Genomic DNA, 16,358 nt, shown 5'->3' on the forward strand with positions numbered 1-16,358 from the left:
ATAGTTAAAGCTTTTTCTTGAACGTCTATCAAGGATGGAAATTGTTCGCTTCTCTACGAATATCATTCATCACAAATTCAAGAGCCGGTGAAACCTTGCTTTCCGTTCGCATTGTCATTCCCACCGGCCCCAAAGTTTCCGATGTATCAACCGGCAAAGCCACCAAAGAGCCTGCACGAATATCTTCGAGAACTACCCCTTCCGAAATTACCCATATTGTATCGCTCGAACGCGTGTAAGAGCGACCAAAAGCAGTCGAAACAGTTTCTGCAACAATATTGAGACGAGGCATATCGGAAATCAGCAATAGTTTTTCCACTGCCGGACGAATAATCGATTGTTGGGTTGGCAGAATGAAATCGAATTGCCCCATCGCTGCAATATCGAAATTGGCCCTCTTCAGAAGCGGATGTTCGGGTCGTACTGCAAAACAGATTTTTTCCGAATAAAGATGCTCGAAATGCAATCCGATCATTTCTGATGGTTCGCCCATGCGGCCTATGACAATATCAACCCGTCCTTCGCGTAACTGATTAATCAAATAATTATTCGGCCCTGTTACGATAACGGGTCTACCCCCTATTTTACGGGCAATATAACGTTGTATCGCTTTTGGTAACAGTCGCGCTGATACAGTCGGCAATGCGCCGATATGAAGCGGCTTTGCTTCCGGCGAGTGGGTCTCTTCAATTTCTTCCACGCCCAAACGCAATGCCAACATAGAATTTTCTATATGCGTCAAAAAGCGCTTGCCAACCGGTGTCAGACGGAGTGTTCTATGACTACGGTCGAACAATTGGGTGTTAAGAATGGTTTCCAGTTCCCGAATGGTTTTAGAAACGCCGGGTTGCGTAATCGCCAATACGTCAGCAGCAGCATTTATGCTTTTCTGCCTCGCAACTTCCTGGAATGTCTTTAAGTGACGAAGTCTGATTTGTTGGAAAGCTATCATTTATATAACCTATTAGTTATAGTAGAAGCATAATTTATCATTTTACATAAACTGTCAATTCTTTTAGAGTAACCATAGGAGAGGATGATATGAAATTTTGTTTGGCAAATAATATAGCGGTAAATTATTCCATAAGGGGGGCTGACAAAAATCGACACATCGTCTTTATCAATTCTCTGGGCACAGATCTGCGCATTTGGGATGATGTTGTTAGCGATCTTTCAAGGGATTACCGGTGTCTTTGTTATGATAAGCGCGGGCATGGGCTTTCCGGTGGTGAAGAGGAAGCCTATTCGATTGATCTTTTGACCGAGGATTTGTCTCGACTGCTCGATGCCGTTTCATGGAAAGACGACATTATACTTGTGGGACTATCTGTCGGAGGGCTTATCGCACAAAATTTTGCTTATCATCATCCGGAAAAAGTTGCCGGACTTGTATTGATGGACACGGCTGCAAAAATTGGCGATGACAAATCATGGAACGAGCGGATAGCCATTATTCGTGAACGGGGAATTCCTGCTGTCGGCAAAAATATCATGACGCGCTGGCTAACACATGATTTCAAGCAGAAGAGACCTGATGCTTATGCATGTTACCGCAATATGCTGGAACGGACCAGTTCCAAAGCCTACTGCGCCACCTGTTTTGCATTGCGTGATAGTGATCTCACATCACAGACCGCTCAACTGAAGGTGCCAACATTGGCCATTGTCGGAGAAAACGACCTGTCGACACCACCGCAATTGGTCAAACAAACGGCTGATCTCATTGCCAATGCCGATTATCAAACCATTGCTGCTTGCGGACATCTGCCATGTATAGAGCAGCCGGAGCTTACAATAAAGGCATTGAGAAGTTTTATTTCGGAGAAATTGCATGGCTGAAAATGGAAAAAACGAGCGTTATGAAAAAGGTATGCTTACGCGCCGACAGGTGCTTGGGGATTCCTATGTTGACAGGGCTGTAGCCAATACAACGCCGTTTGATACCGATTTTCAGACATTCATAACAGAGGGCGCATGGGGCAGTTTATGGTCCCGCCCACACTTCAGCAAACGGGAACGTTCGATTGTGACATTGGCTTTATTGGCAGCATTGGGTCACGAGGAAGAATTTGCCATGCATGTCAATGCCACGCAAAACACCGGTGCTACCGCTCAGGACATCCTTGAAGCGTTAATGCATGTAGCGGTTTATGCCGGCGTTCCAAGCGCCAATAGCGCAATCAAGATAGCCAAGAGGGAATTACAGAAACTTGGTGTTCAGAAATAGTTGAAATGACAGGAGGAGGAAAAAATGAATGGACGTTTTATCCAACGCGATAGAAATTGGCATCCACCGGCATATACACCTCAATACAAAACCAGTGTTTTACGGTCACCGCGCAATGCGTTGCTTTCTTTGGGGCCGACAATCTCGGAAATGACCGGTCCGGTTTTTGGCCACGATATACTTGGTGAACTCGATAATGATCTTATCCGCAATTATGCCAAGACAGGCTCGCCGATCGGCCAGCGCATTGTGGTTTACGGGCGTGTTCTTGATGAAAATGGCAACGGGGTTCCGGGTACTTTACTTGAATTCTGGCAAGCCAATGCCGGCGGCCGTTACAGGCACAAAAAAGAAACTTATCTCGCCGAAATTGACCCGAATTTTGGTGGATGCGGACGCACAATTACTGATGAAAACGGCTTTTACATGTTCCGCACGATCAAGCCGGGTGCATATCCGTGGCCGAACGGTGTGAATGATTGGCGTCCTGCCCATATCCATTTTTCGTTATTCGGTCATGCATTTGCCCAGCGTTTGATTACCCAAATGTATTTTGAAGGTGATCCGATGATCTGGCAGTGCCCGATTGTCAAAACGATTCCCGATCCGGAAGCAATCGGCCGCCTGATCGCAAAACTCGATCGCAATGCAACAATACCGATGGATGCTTTGGCTTATAAGTTCGACATTGTGCTTCGCGGGCGTCGTTCGACAATGTTTGAAAATCGTATGGAGGGCAATTAATATGGTTCAGGAACTTCATTATCTCAAAGAATCTCCTTCGCAAACCGTTGGCCCCTACATCCATATCGGTGCAACACCCAATTATGTCGGCATTCATGGTGTCTATCCCCATGATCTCGGTTCGACAATGTTGACAGATGAAACAAAAGGCGAGCGCATCATTCTCGAAGGACAGGTTTTTGACGGCGGTGGCGAGCCGATAAAAGATGCTTTGGTCGAAATCTGGCAGGCCGATGCCAACGGGCTTTACAATTCTGTCAACGAGACGCGAGGCAAAGCCGATCCGACTTTCACCGGATGGGGACGACAGCCGGCATCGGCCGATAAAGCCTTTTTCCGGTTTGAAACAATTCGGCCGGGTGTTACCCCCTACCCCGATGGACGCAAACAGGCTCCCCATATAACGGTCTGGGTTGGTGCACGGGGTATCAATATCGGCCTTCATACGCGGGCGTATTTTTCCGATATGGAGGAGTTGAACAAACAGGACCCGCTCCTCAACCGGATTGATTCTGAAAAGCGTCGCAATACATTGATCGCAAAAAAGTCCAAACGCGATAATGTCACAGTCTTCACCTTCAATATTATCGTTCAAGGTGAAAATGAAACTGTCTTTCTGGACATGTGAAGCAAGTTTCAAAATTTGCCATTGCAGATTTAACAATCCGCAATGGCATAACGACAATACGCAAATTTTATGAACGATGTTTCTCGCCTGGCAATACCCGGAGAGCGCAAAACGAAATCAGTCTGAAAACGGGAGAGCGGAATGATAAAGTATCTGGACGGCGCTACAAGGTTGCATTTTATTATTGGCGACCCTATCGCGCAAGTGCGATCACCGGAGGGAATTTCCAAATCATTACAGGATAAAGGCATAAATGCTATTTGTGTGCCAGCTCATATTGCAAGCAAGGATCTGGATACATTTTTCAAAGCCTGTCGCATTATGCAAAACCTTGATAGCATAATTGTCACTATACCTCATAAAATTCCGTCTGCATCCTATTGTGACAAATTAAGCCCCCGTTCGGAATTTCTCGGTGCTGTCAACGTTATCAAGGTAACGGAAAATGGCTATGAAGGTGATATGCTTGACGGCCTTGGTTATGTTTTGGCACTCAAGGAAAAAGGGTGCACGCTGGAAGGCAAACGTGCTTTGTTATGCGGGTTGGGTGGCGCCGGTAGCGCTATTGCTCATGCGCTTACCACCAACGGAATAGGCGAACTCGCCGTATTTGATCTCGATCAGAACAGACAATCTAAAATGATTGATCGTCTTAACTCGCTCGGGAAATGTAAGGTTATAGCAGGCACCAGAGATCTTGAAGGGTTCGATATTGCCATCAATGCCACACCGACCGGCATGAAAGAAACCGACCCGCTTCCCTTTGCGGTCGACAATTTTTCCGATGGGCTTTGGGCTGGAGATGTCATCACAAAACCCGTTGAAACGGCCTGGATCAAATATGCAAAAAGCCGCGGCTCCAATGTCGTTGTGGGACTTGATATGTTCAACAAGGTCAAAGATCTGCTGATAGAATTTCTCGTGACGCGCGCCGATTAAGCGTGAACATATTTTTCAATTTTACGGAATCAACATGGCTCACACATTTTCACTTGCTTTTCTGACTGTCGGTAATATTTCGCCGATCGAAACAATAAAAATTGCTTCACGGCTCGGATATACTTCTGTCGGATTGAGAATGCTGCCGGCAGCTCCAACCGAAGCCGCCTATCCTCTGTTAACCGACAAACAGCTTTTGAAAGATACAGTCTCGGCACTTGAAGACTATAATATCAAAGTCGGTGACGTGGAAATTGTTCGCCTTCAGGATAAAACCGATGTTGCGAGTTTCAAACCTTTTATCGAAAATGCGCATGCGCTTGCCGCCAAGCACGTTCTAGTTGCCGCTGACGATTTTGATCGCAACCGTTTGTGCGATAATTTTCTTCAGTTTTGCGAGCTGGCCGGCACCGCCAATCTGACCGCCGATCTTGAATTCATGCCATGGACGGCAGTCAAATCAATAAAAGAAGCGCGGGCAATCATTGAAAAGATAAAATCGCCAAACGCTGGCATTCTCATAGATGCGCTGCATTTTGACCGTAGTGACTCGACACTGGAAGACATTGAAAATTTGCCTTCATCATTCCTTCATTATGTTCAGCTTTGTGACGGCCCGATACCTTATAAGCACGATGATGCCAGTCTTATTGCCGTCGCACGGGGTGCGCGATTAATGCCTGGCAGCGGCAATATAGATCTTGTTTCACTTGTAAAAGCCATTCCCGAAGATTTGCCGATCAGCCTTGAAGTTCCCAATCTCGATATTCTTGAAAAACAAGGTCCCGAAGCCTGTGCGAGACTGGCTATAGAAGGAGCCAAAAGGGTTCTCGATCAGGCCGGAAGGGGCTGGTCATTACGTGAATGACTAAATCCGGTTCGACGCTGCCGTTATCCTTAAAAGGGAAAAACAATGAACAACGCCATAAAGCTAGCTATCATGGGCGCCGGAGTTATCGGCAAACGTCATATGGATATTATTGGCAAGGAGCCGAACGTCGATGTTTGTGCAATTATCGATCCTTCCGATGACGCGCTCGTTTATGCAAATAGTGTCGGCGTACCCTGGTTTGATAATCTCACGTCTATGCTAGCGAATATGGTACCTGATGGCATTATCATTGCAACACCAAACCAATATCACGTTTCAAACGCTCTTGAGGCTGTTAACGCAAAAATACCGATTTTGCTTGAAAAGCCGATAGCAGACCATGTCGAAGATGCAATGAAGCTGGTTGAAGCAGCAGAAAACAACCATGTTCCACTCCTTATAGGCCATCACCGTCGCCATAATCCCTTGCTGCAAAAAGCTAAAGAAATAATTACGTCCGGCAAGCTCGGAAATATTCTGGCTGCCCATTGTATGTTTTGGGTCATGAAGCCGGATGATTATTTCGCTACGCCCTGGAGACGGGCAAAAGGCGCTGGACCCGTCGTCGTCAATATGATCCACGATATTGACTGTCTTCGGTATTTGTTCGGAGAGGTTGATAGCGTTCAGGCCGTTACCACCAGCAAGATACGCAACTTTGAAAATGAAGAAAATTGCGGTGCTATTTTGCAGTTTAAAAGCGGAATTATTGCAACTTTGTCAATCTCGGATTCTATCACCGCACCTTGGAGTTGGGATATGAGCGCGCAAGAAAATGCGGCTTTCCCGCAATATCCGGAAAATGCCTATTTTATCGGCGGTACTCATGGCTGTCTGGCTTTACCAAGTCTGGAATATTGGACCTATAACGGAGAACGTAGCTGGCTTAATGAACTCGCTCGTAATCGTTTTGAATATCAGCGCATTGATCCTTTTATTGTCCAGTTACGAAACTTCCGTGATGTTATCGCCAATGTTGCCGTCCCTCTTGTGAGCGGACGTGAAGGTCTGGAGACTTTGCGAACAACTCTCGCGGTCAAAGAAGCGGCCTTAACAGCTAAAACCATTTATCTGAATTGAAGTTGCAGGATTTTCATTGTGCCTAACGATCCTTCAGTCGAATACAACAAACCTTCTGATCTGACTTGTGACCTGCTTGTCATTGGATCCGGTGCGGGCGGGCTTTCCACCGCAGTAACCGCTGCTGCAAAAGGTCTCGACGTCATTGTAGCCGAAAAAGAACCTGAAATCGGCGGCACCACCGCATATTCAGGCGGGTGGTTATGGATTCCTCATGCGCCTCAGGTGATTAAAGACGGCATAACGGAAGACGAGGAAGCACCAAAACGTTACCTCCGCAGTATAGTCGGCAATCGTTATAATGAAAAATTAATCAACCGGTATCTCGAAACTGCGCCGGAGATGCTCGACTTCTTTGAGAAGAAGACTGCGGTATCATTTAATCCGGGAAGTGCAGTACCTGATTTTCACGGTCATTTGAAAGACGCTGCAAAAGGTGGCCGTTCAGTTGTTGCGGCTCCTTACGACGGACGCGAACTCGGTTCTCTCATCAACAAACTCGCCAAACCAATTCCCGAAACAACCTTGTTGGGCATGGGAATAGCAGCCGGCGCCGACATGCGGGCATTTTTGACTGTTTTTCGCTCTTTCCCGGCTTTTCGTTACGTCACAAAACGCCTGTTACGTCATATTGCCGATATTTGCCGATACGGACGTTCCATGCAAATCGTCAATGGCAACGCACTGGTTGCCCGATTGCTCAAATCTTGCGACATCCATCATGTCCGGTTGCTAACGGAATATGCCGCGCAATCATTAATAAAAAACAATCAATCCGTTGAAGGTGCAATTTTTCACCATAATGGACAGTTAAAAACCATTAAAGCCCGATATGGTGTTGTATTGGCAACGGGAGGATTTCCTCACGATCCATTAAGGCAAGCGGCATTATTTCCTCATGTCGCCCACGGCACTCCGCACCACTCGGCTGCCCCTTTAAGCAATACCGGTGAAGGCCTGAATATCGCAGAACAGGCCGGTGGTATTGTGGACAGAACACAATTTTCTGCCGGTGCATGGGCGCCAGTCTCGCTCGTACCGCGAAAAGATGGAACTGTCGGACGTTTTCCGCATCTTGTCGAGCGCGGCAAACCGGGAATTATTTCCGTCCGTGAAAATGGAAAACGCTTTGTTTACGAAGACGGTCCCTATTACGATTTTATAGCCGCGCTTATCGAGGCAACTCCACACAACGAACCTGTCAAAGCTTGGCTCATAGCCGATCATCACTTTGTGCGCCGCTATGGATTGGGGGCTGTCAAACCATTTCCCGTACCTTTAACAAAATGGTTACGTAACGGGTATCTCAAACGTGCAAATTCGCTCAACGAACTCGCAAAACTTTGCGGCATCGACGCTATCGGACTGGTACAGACAGTCAGTCGCTACAACGAAGACGCGGTTCGTGGTGAAGATAACGAGTTTCATCGTGGTTCAACGGCTTATCAACGTGCACAAGGCGACCCCGATCACAAACCCAATCCATGCATAGCGCCACTCTGCAAGGCTCCGTTCTATGCAGTTGAAATCGTACCTGGAAGTCTTGGCACTTTTGCCGGGCTCATCTGTGATGAGGATGGCCGCGTTCTTGACGCGCATGAAGAACCTATCCAAGGTCTTTTCGCTGCCGGTAACGATATGAACAGTATTTTCGGCGGCACTTATCCGAGTGGTGGCATTACTTTAGGGCCGGCTATGACTTTCGGTTATATCATCGGGAAAAATGCCGCAGAACAACATCAAAAAAATAGTTTCCGTGGAGATTAAACATGCTCGATCACTCTCTTCCCGAAACCCGGAACGCAACGCCACCACAGACCGTCGATATTCTGGTTTTTGGCGCTGGCGCTGCCGGAATGACGGCCGCGCTCATAGCAAAACTGGAAGGGCTCGACGTGCTTTTATGCGAGAAAACCGGTCAGGTAGGCGGCATTACAGCCACGTCCGGTGGTACCACCTGGGTACCGGGAACCCGTTTGAGCGTCGAGGCAGGCGTTCCTGACCATGTAGAAGATGCACGGAAATTTTTAGATCACGTCGTCGGCAATCGCGGCGGAAATGCCCAACGGGAAGCATTTTTAAAGTCCGGCCCGTCAGCTATTGACGAATTGACAAAAAAAACCGATGTCAGGTTTGTCGCTGCAAAAGCACACCCTGACTATATAGAGGCCGAAGGCGGTGCTTTTGGTGGACGGGCACTATCACCAACGGCATTTGACGGACGCCTTCTCGGTGAAGATTTCAAGCGTATTCGACCGCCAAGGTCGGTCTTCATGGGGCTTGGCGGAATGATGGTCGGACGCGACGAATTATTGAAAATCCTGAACCGGTTTTCGAGCCTGAATAATTTCATCACGACAATGAAAATCGTATTACGTTATTTTAAAGATCGTCTTTCCTATGCGCGTGGTACGCGCATTCTGATGGGCAACGCTTTGGTTGGCCAACTGTTTTACAGTTTGAAAAAGAATAATGTGAATATCGAATTCGACACACCATTGACAAAACTCATAATAGACAACGGAAAGATCATTGGTGCGGAAGTCGATAGCCCTTCGGGAAAACGAAAAATCTTTGCCCGAAAAGGTGTTGTTTTGGCAACAGGAGGAATTGCGTGGAACCGGCATCTGCGTGACTTGCTTTATCCGGAAGGAACAAAAGAGAATTGCCTTGCTCCCCGAAGCAACACCGGTGACGGTGTTCATTCGGCCATGGATATAGGGGCAAAACTTAATGCATCCGGAGATAGTCCGGCGCTATGGATGCCCTGCTCTTTTTATCAAGATGTAAACGGGGAGTTGGTCGTATGGCCTCACATCATTCTTGATAGAGCAAAGCCCGGCCTTCTTGCCGTCAACAGGAATGGCGAAAGATTTGTTAATGAATCCAACAGTTATCACGACTTCTGCATGGGAGCGATAAAAAGCAGCGGGCAAGTTCCCTCTATTCCGGCATTCCTCATTGTTGATGATGACTTCATTCATAAATATGGTCTTGGCCTTGTCTTACCAAATGGTGTTGGTCTTAATGCATATTTGAAAAAGGGTTACATTAAAAAAGCGGACGATTTGGCAAGTCTGGCTAAAAAACTCGGTATTAATGCCGACAATTTGCAAAAAACCGTGGCACGATACAATAAATTTGCAGAAACCGGCAATGATGCGGATTTCGGGCGTGGAACAAGCACAATGAACCGTTTCAACGGCGATGCCGCATATTCCCCCAATCCCTGTATGGGCACAATTGGAAAAGCACCTTTTTACGCGGTCGAGGTCCGGCCATTTGATCTCGCCAGTTCCGCCGGCCTTGATTGCGACGAATATGGCCGCGTCATTGACGACCATAATAACGTGATTGATGGACTTTTTGCATGTGGTAACGATGCGAGTTCGATATTCAGGGGGACCTATCCGGGTCCCGGAACAACAATAGGTCCGGCAATCGTTTTCGGTTGGCGGATTGCAAAATATATTGCCGGAAAACTACCTTCATCAATGACTTAAAAAGAAAGGTTTAATATGCAACGCTACGAAATCGCCACTTTACAACTTTCAATGGGAGCTGCCGGAAAAGCCGCTCCTGCAATTCAAGCTTTTTGTAACGAAAATGACGCAAAAGGTAAGCTTCTGGGCGCCTTCACAACAGAGGTAGGACCGTTAAATCAGGTTATTTTATTGCGTGGCTTTGCCAATGAAAGCGACCTCGCATCCGAGCGCAAGCGTACACTGACTTCATCCAACCCGTTCGGTGCATCTGAATGGATGAGCGAGCTTACCCTTGAAACCTATAGTCCGTTTCCATTTTTAAAGCCGGTTGAAACCGGAGCATTCGGTCCGATTTATGAATTGCGCAGTTACGTCTATAAGCACGGGGGGCTGCCTCATATTCTGAAAGCATGGGAAGACGCTGTGCCCGAACGGGAAAAAATTTCACCTTTGACAATTGCTTTGTATAGTCTGGATGGAAGACCACGCATTACCCATATATGGCCATATAAAACCCCCAATGAACGCTTTGAACTACGCGCCCAATCTGTTGCAAAGTCTGTCTGGCCCCCGAAAGGCGGCCCCGATTGGCTAACATCCGATATGCGCTCTTCGCTAATTGTTCCGCTGCCGATTTCCCCCTCTCCTGAGGCCGTTTTATCACTTCGTTTCAAAGCCACAAACTGTCGGAATGTTTCCGGCAGTTTCTTTATCGATATATTATAAAAATAATTAATATATATTCTTTTCATGTCCCATATCTTCCTTCAATTAATACTATTTTGTTTCTAAAAATTATGAACATGTATCCCGTTTAAAAATATATTTTAAATTATTGAATTATATAACAAATTCTCCATAGCTTATATTCAATTGTTTTTTCATAATTTAGATTATCCGACCGGTTTGCAATTGCCTTTCGATAAACCGGCTGTTTTGACCGGCGCTATCAACTCATGGCTTGACACAAAATATATAACTAAATTTCTATAATATATAACCTATACGTTATGTATTATAATTATTTTTTGACTTTATTTATTTTATTGGTTATGTTTTCTAGCACTGTTTGCGGTGACTTGATGGAGGAATCCTTTACGCTGGATGGAGGCGTCAAGGGCAAATATGTCGCAACAGGGGGAGAAACAACTTCTGTCAACTTCATTCAAGAACTTCTGGAGGAAGTAAAGTTTGACGGGGTTATTGTGTAACAGGATGGCGGGAGGACCATAATGGTTGTTATAGCCGAACACAGAGAAAATCAGAAAAAAGAATCCCGAAAGGCCGCAGCGAGCGGTTGGATCGGTTCGACACTTGAATATTATGATTTTTTTATTTATGCGATGGCTGCATCCTTCGTATTTCCAACACTTTTTTTCCCTACCGGAAATCCTACAATCGGCATCATTGCGTCATTGGCCACTTACGGTGTTGGCTATGTAGCACGTCCTGTCGGGGCTTTTTATCTTGGACAATGGGGAGATCGTTTCGGCCGGAAAAGTGTGCTCATTCTCTGTATGTTTTTAATGGGAATATCCACTATCGGTGTCGGTTTACTACCAACCTATCAGCAGGTCGGCATTCTCGCACCTATTTTACTTGTATTCTTGAGACTTGTTCAAGGTTTCGCGGTTGCAGGTGAAATGTCGGGAGCCGGATCACTCATTCTCGAACAGGCTCCGCTGGGACAACGAAACTTTTATGCAAGCTTTGCGCAACAAGGTATAAGCTTTGGTCAATTATTGGCTGCCGGTATATTTATTCCCTTTGCTTCGTTCCTTTCAAATGATGCCTTCATGTCATGGGGATGGCGCATACCGTTTCTTCTTTCTGTCTTGCTCATTATTGCGGGTTTGCTCATCCGTCGCCATGTCAGTGAAACAAAGATTTTCACGGAAGCCGAAAAAGAACACCATAAAGTTCGCGCACCGATTCATAATGCTATCCGGTACCATTGGAAGGATATGGTAAAAGTCAGCTTGATGTCGCTGAACAATGTGGTTCCGGTCGTTATCACGGTTTTTGGTGGCGCTTATGCTACACAGGCAGCCTATGGCATCAATATCGAGAAGCAATCCTTTCTCTGGATTACATTATTGGCAAATGTCGTAGCTGTCATCATCAGTCCATTCGTCGGAATGCTTTCCGACCGGATCGGCCGACGTCCTGTGGCGATCTTCGGATTGTTGGGATCGGGTGCGATGTGCTATTTTTTTCTCGAGGCAATCAGCCAGCACAACGTTTTCATGGCAATCATATATGCTATTGTCGGATGGGGTCTCATCTTCCAATGCTTCAACGCTGTCTATCCTTGTTATTATCCGGAATTATTTCCTGCTGAAGTACGTGTAACAGCTGTGGCTATTTCCAATAATATCGGCGTTCCGATCTCGTCACTTCTGGCATCGGTGTTTGCTATTATTGCTCCTCCGGGTGCCCACAATATTCCTCTTACCATCGGTTTGGCAGGTTTTGCAGTGACTTGTATCGCGGCATGTGCAGCCTTTCTATCGCGAGAGACTTATCGAATTCGCGTCGAAGATCTTGGTAAGCCGGATGCGCATCCGGTACCTTTCGACGAATATCATCGCTCGCGGAAGAATTCCGTTCTCCATACCATTGCAACGACCGAATGAATAGTCGTGTCATATTCTTTTCGATGCTTGGATGACGTAACATTCGATGTAAAAATCAGAGTTATTTGGAGTGTGCAATTTTGGAAAAACTGATTGATTGTCTGGTTGAAGACCCCGAAATTTCAAAGCTGTTTTCGATCGACGCCGAATTGCAGTCTATGATCGATGTCGAAGCGGCTTTGGCATTTGCCCAGAAAGAAACCGGATTTATTCCCGAAGCACATGGAACCTATCTTGAAAAACTCTACGCCGGTTTCAAGCCCGATGTGGCGGCCATAAAACAGGCGATGCAACGTGATGGTGTTCCCGTTCCCGAACTCGTCAAACAACTTCGCCAAAAAGCGGGAGCGCCATTTGATACGTCAATCCACAAAGGTTCAACAAGTCAGGATATTGTCGACACGGCACTTATGTTGAGGTTAAAACGTGTGTTTAAAAGATTGGAACAATCTTTAAGCATAGTTCTTCAGCAAGTTGAAGATTTGGCAAAGCGCTATGGAAAGCAAACTTATATTGCACATACACGCATGCAAATTGCCCGTCCGATGACCGTTTCCGACAAGCTTTCCACCTGGATGAATGCACTTTTAGCCAATCAATCGAGGCTCTCCCACGCGCAGTCGACTTTTTTTACTGTTCAAACCGGCGGAGCAATCGGCAACAATTTCGATTTCGGCACGAAAAGTCGGGATATTGTTCGCTTGATGGCTGAAAGGCTTGATCTCGATTATGGAAATAGCTGGCAGACGGACCGTAGCCGGATTATCGACATTGCCGAAACATTCTGTCTGATTGCCGGAACACTCGGAAAAATCGGGCAGGATATTGTTTTAATGGCGCAAAACGAAGTTCACGCAATCGCGCTGGCAAAAAGCGGAACATCTTCTGCAATGCCTCATAAAAACAATCCTGTTAAGGCAGAAATTCTCGTGTCTATAGCGCGGCTGCAAGCCGGACTTCTCGGCACGATTGCACAATCGCTCATCCATGAAAATGAAAGATCCGGCGCTGCCTGGAGCTTGGAATGGCTGGTTTTACCGCAAATGGCGGTGACATCGGGGGGAGCTTTGTTAGAGACGGGGAAGCTATTGGAAACAATGTCATTTCAGGAGGTCAGAACCTAATACCCGTTATCGCGAGGAGATTGCGGGAAAACGACTGCTTACAATCAGTCGAGTAAACGAGCGGGCATTTATACGGCGCGCCGAGGAATCGCGCAAACGAATAAAGAAATAGCAGCGGAGATTGTCGGCTAACCCTCTGCCCGCCCCCTGCTGTTCTTATTGTGCATTGATATTTTTTATGAAGATGACGATCCAGTCATAAAATGGAGGAGAAAAATGGTGGAAAAAACACAAGTCGTAATCATCGGTTCAGGCCCCGCAGGTTTGTTGTTAGGACAACTTCTGCACAATCAGGGGATTGAAACGATTATTCTGGAACGCAAAACTCCCGAATATGTTCTTGGCCGCATTCGTGCCGGTATTCTCGAAAATGGTGCCCGCGAGCTCATCAACGAAGCCGGTGCAGGAAAGCGCATGGAAAGCGAAGGGCTTGTCCATCACGGGGTTATGCTGGCCTTTGACGGGCATAGCCACAGAATAGATTTCAAATCGCTGGTCTCAAGCTCGGTCATGGTTTATGGGCAAACCGAAGTAACCCGCGATCTTATGGACAAACGCAAAGAATCGGGCGCGCCCAGTATCTATGAAGCGGAAGATGTCACGATCGACCAATATCAGGGCAATAAGGCTGTCGTCAGCTATCATAAAGGTGGAAAGAAGCACGTTATCGAATGTGATTTTATTGCCGGTTGCGACGGTTTCCATGGCGTAAGCCGGCGTACTGTATCTCAATATGTTAAAGAATACGAGCGCGTTTACCCGTTCGGCTGGTTGGGTCTTATGGTCGACCAACCGCCGGTTTACGACGAGCTTATCTACTCGAATTCACCGCGCGGTTTCGCATTATGCTCGCAACGTTCGTTGACAAGAAGCCGTTATTATATTCAGGTTCCCCTGACAGATCATGTCGAAGATTGGACAGATGAAGCCTTTTATGACGAATTGCGTCGCCGCATTCCCCAATCGCTCTCCGATAAATTGAAAACAGGGCCCAGTCTTGAAAAAAGCATCGCACCGCTGCGCTCGTTTGTAGCCGAACCTCTACGCTTCGATCGTCTGTTTCTTGCTGGTGATGCCGGCCACATTGTGCCGCCAACAGGCGCCAAAGGGCTTAACCTTGCAGCAAGCGATGTGCGTTATCTTTCCCATGCATTGATTGAATTTTATACCGAAAAATCGACTGCCGGAATCGATCACTATTCACAAAAAGCCTTGGCTCGTATCTGGAAAGCCGAACGTTTTTCCTGGGCGACAACGATGATGTTGCATCGCTTTCCCGATTATAGTGCATTCGACCAGCGTATGCAGCGTACGGAATACGATTATCTTGTTTCTTCGCAATCGGCTCAAAAAGTATTTGCCGAAAACTATACCGGTCTGGCATTTTAAAAATCTGCAAATCAACGGGTGAATCATAATTTCGGGAGGTATTATGAATAAACTTATCACCACATTTCTCATTCTTTTCGGATTTTTATTATCCGGCGCGGCGGCCGATACGATCAAGGTCGGGATTATCGGCCCCTTTTCCGGCCCTTATGCGTTGCAGGGGAAAAATTTTAAAGCCGGAATTGATACTTATGTTGCCGACCATGGCTCCAAAATTGGTGACCACGAAATCCAGTTTGTCTATCGCGATTTGCCGCTCACCGACCCCGCTCAATCGAAGTCTCTGGCGCAGGAATTGATTGTTAAAGAAAAAGTCCAATATATTGGCGGCTTTTTCTTCACACCCAATGCTATGGCAGTGACACCCTTATTGAAACAGGGCAATGTACCTTTGGTCATCATGAACGCCGCCACCTCGACGATTATGACACAAAGTCCCTATATTGTGCGCACTTCTTTCACCCAATGGCAGGTCTCATATCCCTTGGGACAGGTTGCCTTTGACAAAGGGGTGAAGAAAATAACAACAGTGGTTGCCGATTATGGTCCCGGTATCGACGCTGAAACCGCATTTAAAGAAGCCTACGAAAAAGCAGGTGGAAAAATCGTTCAGTCGCTTCGCGTCCCTCTGACAACCAATGACTTCAGTCCGGTTATGCAACGCATAAAAGATTCAGGAGCAGAAGGCGTTTTTACGTTTTTACCGGCAGGCCCGACAACTTTGAGTTTTATGAAGTCATATGTCGATAATGGCGTAAAGGCAGCCAATATGCGGTTTTTTGCTCCGGGCGATCTCGTGCAGGATGCCGATTTACCGGCTTTAGGAGAAAACGCGGTTGGTACACTCACAACGTTCCATTACACGACATCACATGACTCTGCTGAAAACCGGACCTTTGTCGAACACGCCAGAAAAGCGATCGGCAAACCGGAAGAGCTGAATTTCACAGCTGTCGGTGCTTATGACGCGATACATGTCATTTACAAAATGATTGAAGCGACCAATGGCAAGAAAGACGCGGAAAAAGCTGTTGAAGCAGTCAAAGGAATGAGTTGGATGAGCCCCCGCGGTCCGGTGACTATCGACCCGAAAACCCGCCACATCACACAAAACATCTATTTACGGGAAGTGACGAAAGCGGAAGACGGAACCTATTATAATAAAGAAATCCGCACCTTTGAACATCAAGATGATCCGGGCTTGAAAAACGCCGATTAAACGCGTTTTTGAGGGA

At 46.7% G+C, this 16,358-nt stretch carries 16 protein-coding genes; 15 read left to right on the forward strand and 1 reads right to left on the reverse strand.

Annotated elements, in window-relative coordinates; translation table 11 throughout:
- Positions 1-28: 28 nt before the first annotated feature.
- A complete protein-coding gene (pcaQ, locus tag BBC0122_RS07370) occupies positions 29-952 on the reverse strand; it encodes a pca operon transcription factor PcaQ (protein WP_077992572.1) in 924 nt (307 codons plus the stop codon).
- Between the two features lie 89 nt (positions 953-1,041).
- Between pcaQ and pcaD the strand changes: the two genes are divergently transcribed.
- The 15 genes from pcaD to BBC0122_RS07440 all read left to right on the forward strand — a co-directional run bounded on the left by pcaD (position 1,042) and on the right by BBC0122_RS07440 (position 16,342).
- Positions 1,042-1,839, forward strand: coding sequence for a 3-oxoadipate enol-lactonase (pcaD, locus tag BBC0122_RS07375; RefSeq protein WP_077992574.1), 798 nt, complete (start codon positions 1,042-1,044; stop codon positions 1,837-1,839).
- Positions 1,832-2,227: a 4-carboxymuconolactone decarboxylase gene (pcaC, locus tag BBC0122_RS07380; RefSeq protein WP_077992575.1), complete on the forward strand. Its 396-nt coding sequence runs from the start codon at positions 1,832-1,834 to the stop codon at positions 2,225-2,227. Before pcaD ends, pcaC begins: the two co-directional genes overlap by 8 nt.
- A gap of 24 nt (positions 2,228-2,251) precedes the next feature.
- A complete protein-coding gene (pcaH, locus tag BBC0122_RS07385; protein ID WP_077992577.1) occupies positions 2,252-2,971 on the forward strand; it encodes a protocatechuate 3,4-dioxygenase subunit beta in 720 nt (239 codons plus the stop codon).
- Between the two features lies 1 nt (position 2,972).
- A complete protein-coding gene (pcaG, locus tag BBC0122_RS07390; RefSeq protein ID WP_077992579.1) occupies positions 2,973-3,599 on the forward strand; it encodes a protocatechuate 3,4-dioxygenase subunit alpha in 627 nt (208 codons plus the stop codon).
- Positions 3,600-3,740: 141 nt separating this feature from the next.
- Complete coding sequence (locus BBC0122_RS07395) at positions 3,741-4,538, forward strand: shikimate dehydrogenase family protein (protein WP_077992581.1); 798 nt, start codon at positions 3,741-3,743, stop codon at positions 4,536-4,538.
- 34 nt (positions 4,539-4,572) lie between these two features.
- Positions 4,573-5,406 carry a sugar phosphate isomerase/epimerase family protein gene (locus BBC0122_RS07400; protein ID WP_077992583.1) on the forward strand — a complete coding sequence of 278 codons (834 nt, stop codon included), beginning with the start codon at positions 4,573-4,575 and terminating at the stop codon, positions 5,404-5,406.
- Between the two features lie 45 nt (positions 5,407-5,451).
- Entirely contained in the window at positions 5,452-6,489 is a 1,038-nt protein-coding gene (locus BBC0122_RS07405) for a Gfo/Idh/MocA family protein (RefSeq protein WP_077992585.1), read from the forward strand.
- A gap of 18 nt (positions 6,490-6,507) precedes the next feature.
- Positions 6,508-8,256, forward strand: a complete 1,749-nt coding sequence (locus tag BBC0122_RS07410; RefSeq protein WP_210188137.1) for an FAD-dependent oxidoreductase — start codon at positions 6,508-6,510, stop codon at positions 8,254-8,256.
- Positions 8,257-8,258: 2 nt separating this feature from the next.
- Entirely contained in the window at positions 8,259-9,992 is a 1,734-nt protein-coding gene (locus BBC0122_RS07415) for an FAD-binding protein (RefSeq protein WP_077992595.1), read from the forward strand.
- Between the two features lie 15 nt (positions 9,993-10,007).
- Positions 10,008-10,700 (forward strand): NIPSNAP family protein, encoded by a 693-nt coding sequence (locus BBC0122_RS07420; protein ID WP_077992597.1) that lies wholly within the window; start codon positions 10,008-10,010, stop codon positions 10,698-10,700.
- 356 nt (positions 10,701-11,056) lie between these two features.
- Positions 11,057-11,185 (forward strand): hypothetical protein, encoded by a 129-nt coding sequence (locus BBC0122_RS13295; protein ID WP_255520163.1) that lies wholly within the window; start codon positions 11,057-11,059, stop codon positions 11,183-11,185.
- A gap of 21 nt (positions 11,186-11,206) precedes the next feature.
- A complete protein-coding gene (locus BBC0122_RS07425; RefSeq protein WP_077992599.1) occupies positions 11,207-12,610 on the forward strand; it encodes an MFS transporter in 1,404 nt (467 codons plus the stop codon).
- 80 nt (positions 12,611-12,690) lie between these two features.
- Entirely contained in the window at positions 12,691-13,734 is a 1,044-nt protein-coding gene (locus BBC0122_RS07430) for a 3-carboxy-cis,cis-muconate cycloisomerase (protein WP_188318010.1), read from the forward strand.
- Between the two features lie 216 nt (positions 13,735-13,950).
- Positions 13,951-15,123: a 4-hydroxybenzoate 3-monooxygenase gene (pobA, locus tag BBC0122_RS07435; protein WP_077992602.1), complete on the forward strand. Its 1,173-nt coding sequence runs from the start codon at positions 13,951-13,953 to the stop codon at positions 15,121-15,123.
- A gap of 43 nt (positions 15,124-15,166) precedes the next feature.
- Positions 15,167-16,342, forward strand: coding sequence for an ABC transporter substrate-binding protein (locus tag BBC0122_RS07440; protein WP_077992604.1), 1,176 nt, complete (start codon positions 15,167-15,169; stop codon positions 16,340-16,342).
- The last annotated feature ends 16 nt before the right edge of the window (positions 16,343-16,358 follow it).

Source organism: Ditibartonella choladocola, from assembly GCF_002007565.1.
In the GTDB taxonomy this organism is placed as follows: domain Bacteria; phylum Pseudomonadota; class Alphaproteobacteria; order Rhizobiales; family Rhizobiaceae; genus Bartonella; species Bartonella choladocola.

What these genes read in the sequence shown, in the direction of transcription:
- BBC0122_RS07420 (WP_077992597.1), top strand. Translation starts at nt 10,008, where the DNA reads ATGCAACGCTACGAAATCGCCACTTTACAACTTTCAATGGGAGCTGCC.
- pcaC (WP_077992575.1), top strand. Translation starts at nt 1,832, where the DNA reads ATGGCTGAAAATGGAAAAAACGAGCGTTATGAAAAAGGTATGCTTACG.
- pcaG (WP_077992579.1), top strand. Translation starts at nt 2,973, where the DNA reads ATGGTTCAGGAACTTCATTATCTCAAAGAATCTCCTTCGCAAACCGTT.
- BBC0122_RS07440 (WP_077992604.1), top strand. Translation starts at nt 15,167, where the DNA reads ATGAATAAACTTATCACCACATTTCTCATTCTTTTCGGATTTTTATTA.
- BBC0122_RS07415 (WP_077992595.1), top strand. Translation starts at nt 8,259, where the DNA reads ATGCTCGATCACTCTCTTCCCGAAACCCGGAACGCAACGCCACCACAG.
- BBC0122_RS07395 (WP_077992581.1), top strand. Translation starts at nt 3,741, where the DNA reads ATGATAAAGTATCTGGACGGCGCTACAAGGTTGCATTTTATTATTGGC.
- pcaD (WP_077992574.1), top strand. Translation starts at nt 1,042, where the DNA reads ATGAAATTTTGTTTGGCAAATAATATAGCGGTAAATTATTCCATAAGG.
- BBC0122_RS07425 (WP_077992599.1), top strand. Translation starts at nt 11,207, where the DNA reads ATGGTTGTTATAGCCGAACACAGAGAAAATCAGAAAAAAGAATCCCGA.
- BBC0122_RS07405 (WP_077992585.1), top strand. Translation starts at nt 5,452, where the DNA reads ATGAACAACGCCATAAAGCTAGCTATCATGGGCGCCGGAGTTATCGGC.
- BBC0122_RS13295 (WP_255520163.1), top strand. Translation starts at nt 11,057, where the DNA reads ATGGAGGAATCCTTTACGCTGGATGGAGGCGTCAAGGGCAAATATGTC.
- BBC0122_RS07400 (WP_077992583.1), top strand. Translation starts at nt 4,573, where the DNA reads ATGGCTCACACATTTTCACTTGCTTTTCTGACTGTCGGTAATATTTCG.
- pcaH (WP_077992577.1), top strand. Translation starts at nt 2,252, where the DNA reads ATGAATGGACGTTTTATCCAACGCGATAGAAATTGGCATCCACCGGCA.
- pobA (WP_077992602.1), top strand. Translation starts at nt 13,951, where the DNA reads ATGGTGGAAAAAACACAAGTCGTAATCATCGGTTCAGGCCCCGCAGGT.
- pcaQ (WP_077992572.1), bottom strand. Translation starts at nt 952, where the DNA reads ATGATAGCTTTCCAACAAATCAGACTTCGTCACTTAAAGACATTCCAG.